Here is a 10,389-nt window from a genome sequence, read left to right on the forward strand (position 1 = left end):
CCGCCCCTCTTGTCGTACCCGGTTCTACTCGTCGAGCAGCTCGGCCTCGATCACGTCGTCGTCTTCGCCGGATCCCAGGTCGGGTTCGGGCTCGGGCGAGGTCGACGTGAGCACGAGGCCCGCGCCGTCGACCGCGACATCGACCCTCACCAGGTCGCCGTCGCGCACGCCGCCCGAGAGCAGCGCCGTGGCCAGCTTGTTCTGCACCTCGGTCTGGATGAGACGGCGCAGCGGGCGAGCACCGAACATCGGGTCGTATCCGCGCTCGGCGAGCCACGCCCGAGCATCGGGAGTGACCGCGAGCGTGAGTCGCCGGTCGCGCAGCCGGTCGTGCAGCTGATCGATCGACAGCTCGACGATCTGGGCCAGATCGTCTTGGCTGAGCGCCGAGAACATCACGATGTCGTCGAGACGGTTGAGGAACTCGGGCCGGAACGCCTGGTGCACGAGAGCCATCACCTGCTCGCGCTTCTCATCGGGAGACAGCGTCGGGTCGATGAGGATCGGTGAACCGAGGTTCGAGGTCAGGATCAGGATCACGTTCGTGAAATCGACCGTTCGCCCCTGCCCGTCGGTCAGACGACCGTCGTCGAGAACCTGCAGCAGCACGTCGAACACCTCGGGGTGCGCCTTCTCGACCTCGTCGAGCAGCACGACGCTGTACGGACGCCGCCGCACGGCCTCGGTGAGCTGCCCGCCCTGCTCGTAGCCGACGTATCCCGGAGGGGCGCCGACGAGCCGCGAGACCGAGTGCTTCTCGCCGTACTCCGACATGTCGATGCGCACCATGGCGCGCTCGTCGTCGAACAGGAAGTCGGCCAGAGCCTTCGCCAGCTCGGTCTTTCCGACGCCTGTCGGCCCGAGGAACAGGAACGATCCGGTCGGCCGACCGGGGTCGCTGATGCCCGCCCGCGAACGGCGGACCGCATCGGACACCGCCTTGACGGCATCCTTCTGCCCGATGAGGCGCTTTCCGAGCTCGGATTCGAGGTGCAGCAGCCGCTCGCTCTCACCCTGCAGCAGTCGACCGACGGGGATGCCGGTCCACGCGGCGATCACGGCGGCGATGTCCTCGTCGGTGACCTGCTCGTTGACCATGCGCCCCTCTGTCGAGACCGCGGCCTCGGCCTGCTCGGCTTCGGCGATGTCGCGCTCGAGGCGCTTGATCGTCTCGTATTCGAGCTTCGAGGCACGCGTGTAGTCGGCCTCGCGCATGGCGAGGTCGCGCTGCGTGATCGCGTCGTCGAGCTGCTTCTTGAGCTCTCCGACCCGGTTCAGCCCCTGGCGCTCGCGTGCCCAGCGGGCTTCGAGCTCGGCCAGCTGCGCTTCCATGCCCACGAGCTGCTCGCGGAGAGCCGCGAGTCGCTCTTTCGAGGCGGCATCCTTCTCGCGCTTGAGAGCGAGCTCTTCGAGCTTCATGCGGTCGACCTGGCGCTTGAGCTGGTCGATCTCGACGGGAGACGAATCGATCTCCATCTTGAGACGCGACATCGACTCGTCGATCAGGTCGATCGCCTTGTCGGGGAGCTGCCGCGCGGGCAGGTACCGGTTCGACAGTGCAGCGGCGGCGACCAGCGCGCTGTCGGCGATCGTCACCCCGTGGTGCGCCTCGTAGCGCCCCTTGAGCCCTCGCAGGATCGCGATGGTGTCTTCGACCGTGGGCTCGCCGACGTAGACCTGCTGGAAGCGCCGCTCGAGAGCGGCATCCTTCTCGATGAACTCGCGGTACTCGTTGAGGGTCGTCGCGCCGATCAGTCGCAGCTCACCCCTGGCGAGCATGGGCTTGAGCATGTTCGACGCGGCCACCGAGCCTTCACCACCGCCGGCGCCCATCAGCACGTGCAGCTCGTCGATGAAGGTGATGATCTGCCCGTCGGATTCGGTGATCTCCTTGAGCACGCTCTTCAGCCGCTCTTCGAACTGCCCGCGGTACATGGCCCCGGCGACGAGGGCCGAGATGTCGAGCGACACCAGCTCCTTGTCCTTGAGCGACTCTGCGACGTCGCCCGCGACGATGCGCTGGGCGAGGCCCTCGACGACGGCGGTCTTGCCTACGCCCGGCTCGCCGATCAGCACCGGGTTGTTCTTCGTGCGGCGCGTGAGCACCTGACTGACGCGGCGGATCTCGCTGTCGCGTCCGATCACGGGGTCGAGCTTGCCCTGGCGGGCGCGGTCGGTGAGGTTGATCCCGAACTGCTCGAGGGCGGACTGCTGGTCGTCGTTCTGCGTGCTCTGTGGGCTGGGCATGGGTTCCTCCTGGGGAGACTCCTTCTGATCACTGTCTTGTTGTCATGGTCCGCAAAGTTGAGTGGACTTGACTCAAGTTTAGCGCATACTGCGCACGGCATCCAGGATCGCTCGTGCGACCGCGTGCTTAGAGCCTGACGCGGATGACACGACGGCGCCACCCCCTCCTACGATCTCGACGGCGTTGTCCCTCTTCTCGAAACCGTGATCGGCATTCGCGAGGTTGACGGCGAGCAGATCGACGCCCTTGCGCTCCCGCTTGCGGCGAGCACGTTCCCGGCGCTCGACCGGATCCTCCGAGGTCTCGGCGGCGAAGGCGACGATCGTCTGGCCCTGCGGCGCTCGGCCGTCGGCGCGCGATGCGGCGAGCGCCGCGACCACGTCTTCGTTCTCGACCAGATCGAGGCGCGTCAGCACGCCCTGCTCCTTGGTGAGCTTGTGCTCGGACACCGTCGCGGGGCGATAGTCGGCGACGGCTGCGGCCATGATCACGATGTCGGCCGCCCGCGCCGCCTCCTTCATCGCGTCGGCGAGCTCCGCTGCGGTGCCGACCGGGACGACTCTGATGGACGGATGCCGCGCATCGGCGAGCACGTCGGCCGAGATGTTCGCAGCGACCACCGTCACGTCGGCGCCGCGCGCCGCGGCATCCGCGGCGAGCGCGATGCCCTGCCGACCACTCGACCGATTGCCGAGGAAGCGCACCGGATCGATCGGCTCACGCGTGCCGCCCGCCGAGACGACGACCCGAAGCCCTTCGAGGTCGCGCGGCGCGAGCAGCGCGAGGGCCGCCTCGAGGATCTGCTCGGGCTCTGCCATGCGGCCGGGTCCGCTGTCGCCGCCGGCGAGCTCGCCGTCGGCCGGGCCGACGAGGTGCACCCCGCGCGAGGTCAGCGTCGCGATGTTCGCCTGCGTGGCGGCGTTGCGCCACATCTCGGCGTGCATCGCCGGCGCGAGCAGCACCGGCGCTTCGGTGGCGAGCAGCGTGGTGCCGAGCAGGTCGTCGGCGATGCCCGCGGTGATCTTCGCGATCGAGTTGGCCGTCGCAGGGGCGACGATCACGAGGTCGGCACCCTGACCCAGCGCGACGTGCCGCACGCGGGCGACGTCGTCATGCACGCTGGTCGTGACCGGATGCCGACTGAGCGCCTCCCAGGTGGGGGTGCCGACGAATCGCAGCGCGTCCTCGGTCGGAACCACGGTCACATCGTGTCCCGCCTTGGTCAGCAGACGCACCAGGTGCACTGTCTTGTATGCGGCGATGCCACCCGTAACCCCGACGACGATGTTCACGGTTCGATTCTGCCCCAGCATGCGAGGCCGCGGGCCCGAGACTGCTCGACCCGCTTCTAGACTGAGACGCGTGTGCACCGTGGTGATCGATGTGGCCGGCCCCGAGACCGCGCGGCTGCTCGCGGTGCGAGATGAAGACCCTCAGCGTGAGTGGGACGCCCTCGGCGAATGGTGGCCCGACGCCTACCCCGGAGTCTCGGGCATCCGCGACCGGCGGGCGGGCGGCGCCTGGCTCGCGGTGAACCCCGCTGAGCGACGACTCGCGGTGCTCCTCAACCGCGCCGACGTCGTCGACCTCGCCGCCGACGTCGCGGTGTCGCGCGGTTCGCTCGCCCTGGAGTCGGTCATGGGCCGCTCGCCGGCCGCTCCGCTGCCCATGCACGGCTTCAACCTGCTCGAGGTGCGGCCGGAGGGAACGCGCGTGCTCAGCTGGGACGGCGCCGAACTGCGAGAGACATCGCTCGCCGACGGCATCCACATGATCGCGCACGATGACCTCGACGATCTCGACACTCCGCGCATCGCCGCCTGGCTGCCCGAGTTCCGCGCTCTGGGCGCGACCGCCGACAGCCCCGACTGGTCAGGTGCGTGGACCTCGCTGCTCGCCTCGTCCGCTCGGCTCGACCCAGAGGATGATCGGGCGATCATCCGCGACAACCGTCCGCATGGCTATCCGACGCAGTCGCTGCTGTACTGCACCGCGTCGGTCACCCCCGCGGGCGTCGACGTGGACTATCGCGCCCTCCCGAGCCCAGGACACTGGGACCACTGAGCGCAGCGCTCGTGACAGCGCTCTTCACGGGGCTCGTCGAGCGCTCGTTTGCTCGCTCGTCACCGCGCGGCAGGCGATCGAGCGGTCACGCCGCAGACGACTCCGATTCCTCCGCGCACGAGAAGCGCGCGCGGTAGGCCGTCGGGGTGGTTCCGAGCACCCGCGAGAAGTTCTGCCGCAGCACCGCGGCCGACCCGAAGCCGCATTCGTCAGCGATCTGCTCGAGCGACAGATCGCTGCGCTCGAGCATCCGCTGAGCGTGCAGCACGCGCTGTCGCGCGAGCCAGGCCGCAGGAGTCGCGCCGTACTCAGCCTTGAACCGGCGGGCGAAGGTGCGGGGAGACATGAGAGCGCGGGCCGCGAGCTGATCGACGCCCAGGTCGTCGCGCAGATGCTCGACCGCCCAATCGGCGACGGCAGCGAGCGAGTCGTTCTGGGCGACCGGGATCGGGCGGTCGATGAACTGCGCCTGACCGCCGTCGCGCTGCGGCGGAACGACCATGCGGCGGGCGATGCGATTGGTGAGCTCGGCGCCGAGCTCGATGCGCAGCAGATGCAGGCACGCGTCGATGCCGGCCGCGGTGCCGGCGCTCGTGATGATCCGGTCGTCCTGCACGAAGAGCACGTCGGGGTCGATGTCGATCTGGGGATACATCTCGGCCATGACCTCGGAGTACATCCAGTGCGTGGTCGCGCGTCGCCCGTCGAGCACACCGGCGGCACCGAGGATGAACGATCCGCTGCAGATGGTCAGCACCCAGGCCCCCCGCGCCACCGCGTCGCGCGCGACCTCGAGAAGCAGCGGATCGATCTGCGTCCAGTACTCGCGAGGCACGGGGCAGAAGATGACGAGGTCGGCCTCGTAGGCGAAGGACAGGTCGTGCTCGACGTTGATCGAGAAGCCCAGCTTCGACGTCACGACGCCGGGATGCGGCGCGATGACCCGGAAGTCGAAGTTCGGCACGCCGTCGTTCGACCGGTCGAGGCCGAAAGCCTCGCAGGCGAGACCGAACTCGAACGGCGCGAATCCGTCTTGGACGATGCAGGCGACGGTCTTCATCATGGCTCTCTCCCGGCTTTGGCAGTTTTCCTACGAGGAGAGTCTATTCTGCCACTCGTGGCAGATCAAGAGTGATCGTAGCGTTTCTGCCATGATCCTCCTCATCGCACTTCTCACCCTCGCTGTCTGGGCCATCGTCGCCACCGTCATCGAACTCCGCCGCGACGGACATCGACGCGTTCCCACCGACTGGACTCGCGTCGCCGAAAGGGATGCCCTCGACCGCGCGGAGGCCGGCCACGTCTATCGGTGACCCGGGGCGAGCAATCTCCCCCATCCGACGACGCGCGCGGCTACGCTCGGGAGCATGAGCGAGCCTCAGCAGCCTCCCGCGCAGCCACACGGAACTCCCCCGCAGTTCGCGGGCTCGCACTATCCGCCGCAGCCGTCCCAGCCGTCCCAGCCGTCCCAGCCGTCCCAGCCGGACACCGGCCAGCCCTACGGTGGGCAGGCGTACGCGGGGCATCCATACCCGGCGCAGCCATATCCTGAGCCACAGCGTCCGGCTTCCTCTGGCAGCTCAGGACTCGGTCGTCTCGCCTTCCTCCTCGCCGTGATCTCGCTCGGGATCGGACTCCTCGTCATGCTGTCGTTTCCGCTGATGTACCGGATGATGGGCGATCCATCAGCCATCGGCGCGTTCGGAGCGGTCGGCAACGGGCTCGTGCTGATCATCGCCGTCGTGGGGCTCATCCTCGGTCTGATGTCGGTGCGGCGACCAGGGCCGCAGATCCTCGCGGGCATCGCGATCGGCGTCACCGCCTCGCAGCTCGCCGGGATCGTCATCTCGTGGGTGTCGAACCTCTTCTACGCGTTTTCCTTCTGATCGTCCGGAGAATCGATGAGCGAGCAGCAGCAGAATCCAGACCGGCCGCAGAACGACGGACAGATCCCGTATCCGCCGCAGCAGCCCGGCCAGCCGTATGCCCACCCCGGCCAGCCCTACACGCAACCCGGCCAGCCGTACGCACAACCCGGCCAGCCCTACACGCAACCCGGCCAGCCGTACGCACAACCCGGCCAGCCCTACACGCAACCCGGTCAGCCGTACGCACAACCCGGTCAGCCCGATGGAGTCGCGGCGGCGGCCTATGCTCCAGGCCAGGCGACCGCACGCCGTTCCGGAGGTCTCGGTCGCACGGCATTGGTGATCGCTGTGGGCGCCGTGGCGATCGGGCTGCTCTGGCAGCTCGTCACCCCGTTCCTGTATTCGAGCGTCGGCTTCGGCGTCGTCGACCTGCTGTCGAACCTCGTGAACCTGCTCGTGATGGCAGGCGCAGGTGTCGCCCTGGTGCTCGGAATCATCGCGCTTCGACGCCCGGCGCCTCATCTGCTCCCGGCGATCGCCGTCGGCGTGGGAGGCAGCACGGTCATCGGCACACTCGTCGCGTGGGTGTCGAACGTGTTCTACTACTTCGGGTTCTGAGTCCGAGGATCAGCCCGCGAGCACGCGCTCGTAGATCTCGATCATCGCCGCGGTGCGCGACGACTGGCGGAACGACTCCGAGACTTCGCGCATCGGCTGCGGTGCGATGCCGGCGGCGATGTCGGATGCCGCGCGGCGCAGAGTCTCGACGAGACCCGCTCGTCGCTGATCCTCGGCGCCGGCTGCCCCGGGCGCGGCCCAGAGTCCACCCCCGAGCTCTGCCGCGATGTCGGGGTCGCTGATCACCGACGGCGTGCCGAGGGTGGCCGCCTCGAACGGCGTCATGCCCTGCGTCTCGAAGCCGATCGACGTCTGCACGAGTGCGTCGGCGGCGGCGATGCGGGCGAGAGTGTCTGCGTAGCTGAGCTTGCCGGCGAAGTGCACGTTCGACAGGCCCGAGACGATCTTCTCGGCGGCGGCGCGCTGAGCGCCGCCCCCGATGATCTCGAGGTCGGCGTCGATGTCCGACTCGACGAAGGCCTCGAGGAACGGCAGCAGGCGCTTCTCGGGGCTCATGCGCCCGAGCCAGACGAAGCGGGGACGCCCGGGTGCGCGTTCGGTCGGTGCGGCGGCGAGCGTCGCCTCGCGCACGTCGTCGTCGATGCCGTTCCACACCACGTCGACGGGACTGAAGACCCCGTGCTCTTCGAGGCGGCGTGCGAAATGCGTCGAGGGTGCGGTCACGGCCGACGAGCCGCTCGCGATGCCACGCAGGAAGGCCCAGCCGTCGTTCCCGCGCATCTGCTCCGCGGCGCCTCGCAGCGCTCGGCGGCGCCAGAGGTTGAGTGCTCGAAGCACCGGGCCGTGCAGCGGCGTGACGGCGGCGATCCCGACATCGACGCGGTTGTGCATGGTGTGGACGACGGGGATGCCGTGACGAGCCGCATACCGGTGGCCGATGAAAGCACCCCAGAAGTCGGCCTGGACATGCACCAGATCGACCGGAGGGCGGTGCGTCATCGCGCGGTCGAGCGCACGGTCGGTGGCGCGGCCGGGCCAGCTCATCGAGTACTCGCGGTCGGTGGTGATCGGCACGGACGGCAGATCGACGTTCGACGAGTCGGCGACGCGTGAGGCGCGAGCCCCGTGCATCTTCGGTGCGACGACGGTCACCGTGTGGCCGGCGCGCTCGAGGAACTCCCGCTGCAGCCGCATCGACACCTGAGCTCCGCCGAGGGAGTCCAGGTGCTGATCGCCGAAGAAGACGATGTGCATGACGGGCGTCGTCACTCGGGAAGCGGCTCGTCGCGGTACAGCGCCTCGAACGTGTCGAGCGTGCGGTTGATGTCGTGGATCGCGACGCCGTCGAGCGATGCCTGCTGCATCCGCGCGTACTCGCCTGGCGATGCGGTGAGCACGTCGGTCAATCGCGCGGCGAGGGCATCCGCGTTGCCCGGCTCGAACAGGTAGCCGTTCTCACCGTCGTGCACGAGGTGCGGCAGGGCGACGGCATCCGCTGCGACGATCGGCAGCGCCGAGGCCATCGCCTCCATGGTCGCGATCGACTGCAGCTCGGCGATCGAGGCGATGGTGAACACCGAGGCGCGCGACAGCAGTGCACGCAGCTGCTCATCCGTCGTGCGGCCGTGGAAGGTGACACGGTCGGCGATGCCCAGCTGAGTCGCCAGGTTCTCGAGCTGCTTGCGCTGGTCGCCGCCGCCGACGATGTCGAACGTCGCATCGAGCGCCGGGTCGAGCTTCGTCATCGCCTCGAGGATGACCTCGACCTGCTTCTCGGCGGTCAGGCGTCCGACGAAGATGATGCGGTTCTTGTCGCGAGGAGCGATCACCGGGGTGTACTGCGTGCGGTCGATGCCACAGCTGACCGGGATGACGCCCGTGACTTCCACCGTGCGCTCGAGGAAGTCCGCCGCCCGACGGGTCGGTGTCGTGATGGCGCGCACCAGACCGAACGTGCGCTTCGCGTCGGCCCAGGCGAACCGCAGCACGAGATCGTCGATGAACTTCGGCATCGTGGTGTGGTCGAGGATGTTCTCGGCCATCACGTGGTTCGTGGCGATCACCGGGATGCCACGTTCGTGCGCGATGCGAGAGAGGCCGCGGCCGATCACGATGTGCGACTGGATGTGCACGATGTCGGGCTGCACGCTGTCGAAGATCTTGCGGGCATAGTGTTTCACCCGCCACGGCCACACGAACCGCAGCCAGTCGTGGGGTGCCCAGCGCACCGACGGCAGCCGGTGCAGGGTCATCGGCTCGCCCTCGATCACCTCGGTGCGCGGTGCAGCTCGGCGGTAGGCCTGGTTCGGTGCGACGACATGCACGTCGTGACCGCGCTGCACGAGTCCGGCCGCGAGACGCTCGGCGAAGCGGGCGGCGCCGTTGATGTCGGGCGCGAAGGTGTCGCAGCCGATCAGGATGCGAAGCGGACGCTGCCCGGAGTCGGGGGCGACGTCGGGAGCGCTCGTCGGATCGGAGGTAGAGGAGGACATTCTGCCTTACGGTACGGCGGTCAAAGAGCCCGATCGGGCGCTGGCCACTCTACCTGAGCGGCCTGATCGGGCCGCCGAGGCATACCGGCATCCCTCAGCCTCACCCCCTAGCGTGGAGGCATGCGACTGACTGCCGACGCCGACCCCCGGTTGTGGATCCCCGTCACCGATTCGCTCGGCTGGAAGGGGCGCCGGCACCGCAAGGCCGCCATCCGGATGCTGTTGGGGCAGGTGAACTCGGCGATCGGCGTCACCGAGCGCCCGGGTTCGCGGATCGGCGCGTGGGCGATGAGCCAGGCCGCGCCGATGCTGATGCGCCGGGCAGACGGGCGCGTGCTCGTGTGGACGTGGAAGGCTGATCCGGAGCTGGTCGTCGCGATGGCGACCGTGCAGGCGTTGACTCCGCAGGTGCGGGTCGCTCGCGCGTCGATGCCGATGGACTATGACGACACCCAGTCGTTCTCGAGCCGGTGGCTGGGCACGGGAGAGAAGCTCGTGGTCGCGATGCCGCCGTCGCCCGCGTCACCGCCTTTCGCCACCTACACCTGGGACACCGGCACGCATCTGGTGACACTGACCGCGATGTGCAGCGACCGCGAACGCTTCGGCACGCTCGACGGCGCTCTCGACGACCTGGCGCGCAGCATCCGCGTCGCCGACGAGGTCGCGGGAGGCGAGTCGCCTGAGGTGCTGAGGCTCGACCCGGCCTGACCTCCACCCGGGGTGCGCGGCGTTTCCGCTGGGTGCGCCTGGTTCCCCTGGCACGCCTGGTTCCCTTGGGTGCGCCTGGTTCCCCTGGGTGCGGGGTGTTCCCTGGGCACAACTGGTTCCCCTGGGTGCGCGTCGATCGCCTGGGTGCGCGGCGTTTCCGCCGGGTGCGCGTCGTTCCACCCGGGCGTGGGTGGTTTCCATTCGGGCGCGCGTCAGACGCGAAGTGAGGTGCGGCGCACTCGAGCGGGTGACGGCAGGCTGAGTCGTGGGGTGCGCCAGTGCTGGTCGGGGTCCCACCATGCCGGGCCGCGCACCTGCGGGAGGCCGTCATTCATCCGGATCTCCCACCCCGAGGTGCCGAGGGACCGGTGATGCCACCAGCACAACGGCACACCGTTATCCGTATGCGTCGGGCCGCCCCGGGCGT

At 68.9% G+C, this 10,389-nt stretch carries 10 protein-coding genes and 1 pseudogene; 5 read left to right on the forward strand and 6 right to left on the reverse strand.

Features of this window, described 5'->3' with window-relative positions; all coding sequences use genetic code 11:
• Positions 1 to 24: 24 nt before the first annotated feature.
• Both MRBLMI13_RS18315 and coaBC read right to left on the reverse strand, forming a co-directional pair.
• Positions 25 to 2,247: an ATP-dependent Clp protease ATP-binding subunit gene (locus tag MRBLMI13_RS18315; RefSeq protein WP_367824459.1), complete on the reverse strand. Its 2,223-nt coding sequence runs from the start codon at positions 2,245 to 2,247 to the stop codon at positions 25 to 27.
• Between the two features lie 78 nt (positions 2,248 to 2,325).
• Positions 2,326 to 3,540 (reverse strand): bifunctional phosphopantothenoylcysteine decarboxylase/phosphopantothenate--cysteine ligase CoaBC, encoded by a 1,215-nt coding sequence (coaBC, locus tag MRBLMI13_RS18320; RefSeq protein WP_367824461.1) that lies wholly within the window; start codon positions 3,538 to 3,540, stop codon positions 2,326 to 2,328.
• A gap of 70 nt (positions 3,541 to 3,610) precedes the next feature.
• Here coaBC and MRBLMI13_RS18325 point away from each other — a divergent pair, with 70 nt between their 5' ends.
• Entirely contained in the window at positions 3,611 to 4,312 is a 702-nt protein-coding gene (locus MRBLMI13_RS18325) for an NRDE family protein (protein ID WP_367824463.1), read from the forward strand.
• A gap of 85 nt (positions 4,313 to 4,397) precedes the next feature.
• Here MRBLMI13_RS18325 and MRBLMI13_RS18330 read toward each other — a convergent pair whose 3' ends face one another.
• Positions 4,398 to 5,372 (reverse strand): GlxA family transcriptional regulator, encoded by a 975-nt coding sequence (locus tag MRBLMI13_RS18330; protein WP_194286050.1) that lies wholly within the window; start codon positions 5,370 to 5,372, stop codon positions 4,398 to 4,400.
• Between the two features lie 91 nt (positions 5,373 to 5,463).
• On the opposite strand from MRBLMI13_RS18330, the gene MRBLMI13_RS18335 reads away from it, so the two are divergent.
• Genes MRBLMI13_RS18335 through MRBLMI13_RS18345 form a run of 3 tightly spaced genes read left to right on the forward strand, consistent with a single transcriptional unit; the run spans position 5,464 to position 6,798 of the window.
• A complete protein-coding gene (locus MRBLMI13_RS18335; protein WP_367824465.1) occupies positions 5,464 to 5,625 on the forward strand; it encodes a hypothetical protein in 162 nt (53 codons plus the stop codon).
• Between the two features lie 54 nt (positions 5,626 to 5,679).
• Entirely contained in the window at positions 5,680 to 6,198 is a 519-nt protein-coding gene (locus MRBLMI13_RS18340) for a hypothetical protein (RefSeq protein WP_367824467.1), read from the forward strand.
• A 15-nt stretch (positions 6,199 to 6,213) separates the two neighbouring features.
• Positions 6,214 to 6,798, forward strand: coding sequence for a hypothetical protein (locus tag MRBLMI13_RS18345; protein WP_367824469.1), 585 nt, complete (start codon positions 6,214 to 6,216; stop codon positions 6,796 to 6,798).
• Between the two features lie 9 nt (positions 6,799 to 6,807).
• Here MRBLMI13_RS18345 and MRBLMI13_RS18350 read toward each other — a convergent pair whose 3' ends face one another.
• Together MRBLMI13_RS18350 and MRBLMI13_RS18355 are read right to left on the reverse strand one after the other, a co-directional pair.
• Entirely contained in the window at positions 6,808 to 8,028 is a 1,221-nt protein-coding gene (locus MRBLMI13_RS18350) for a glycosyltransferase (RefSeq protein WP_367824471.1), read from the reverse strand.
• Entirely contained in the window at positions 8,025 to 9,251 is a 1,227-nt protein-coding gene (locus MRBLMI13_RS18355; RefSeq protein ID WP_367824473.1) for a glycosyltransferase, read from the reverse strand. Before MRBLMI13_RS18355 ends, MRBLMI13_RS18350 begins: the two co-directional genes overlap by 4 nt.
• Positions 9,252 to 9,371: 120 nt before the next feature.
• Between MRBLMI13_RS18355 and MRBLMI13_RS18360 the strand changes: the two genes are divergently transcribed.
• Entirely contained in the window at positions 9,372 to 9,962 is a 591-nt protein-coding gene (locus MRBLMI13_RS18360; protein ID WP_042536809.1) for a hypothetical protein, read from the forward strand.
• 212 nt (positions 9,963 to 10,174) lie between these two features.
• Here MRBLMI13_RS18360 and MRBLMI13_RS18365 read toward each other — a convergent pair.
• A pseudogene (locus MRBLMI13_RS18365) lies at positions 10,175 to 10,389 on the reverse strand (hypothetical protein); the annotation flags it as partial.

Source organism: Microbacterium sp. LMI13-1-1.1, from assembly GCF_040815625.1.
GTDB classification, from domain to species: Bacteria; Actinomycetota; Actinomycetes; order Actinomycetales; family Microbacteriaceae; genus Microbacterium; species Microbacterium forte.

Bases quoted from the DNA above. Each gene is read 5' to 3' on its own strand.
- MRBLMI13_RS18360 (WP_042536809.1), top strand. From the start codon at position 9,372: ATGCGACTGACTGCCGACGCCGACCCCCGGTTGTGGATCCCCGTCACC.
- MRBLMI13_RS18335 (WP_367824465.1), top strand. From the start codon at position 5,464: ATGATCCTCCTCATCGCACTTCTCACCCTCGCTGTCTGGGCCATCGTC.
- MRBLMI13_RS18340 (WP_367824467.1), top strand. From the start codon at position 5,680: ATGAGCGAGCCTCAGCAGCCTCCCGCGCAGCCACACGGAACTCCCCCG.
- MRBLMI13_RS18345 (WP_367824469.1), top strand. From the start codon at position 6,214: ATGAGCGAGCAGCAGCAGAATCCAGACCGGCCGCAGAACGACGGACAG.
- MRBLMI13_RS18330 (WP_194286050.1), bottom strand. From the start codon at position 5,372: ATGAAGACCGTCGCCTGCATCGTCCAAGACGGATTCGCGCCGTTCGAG.
- MRBLMI13_RS18315 (WP_367824459.1), bottom strand. From the start codon at position 2,247: ATGCCCAGCCCACAGAGCACGCAGAACGACGACCAGCAGTCCGCCCTC.
- MRBLMI13_RS18355 (WP_367824473.1), bottom strand. From the start codon at position 9,251: ATGTCCTCCTCTACCTCCGATCCGACGAGCGCTCCCGACGTCGCCCCC.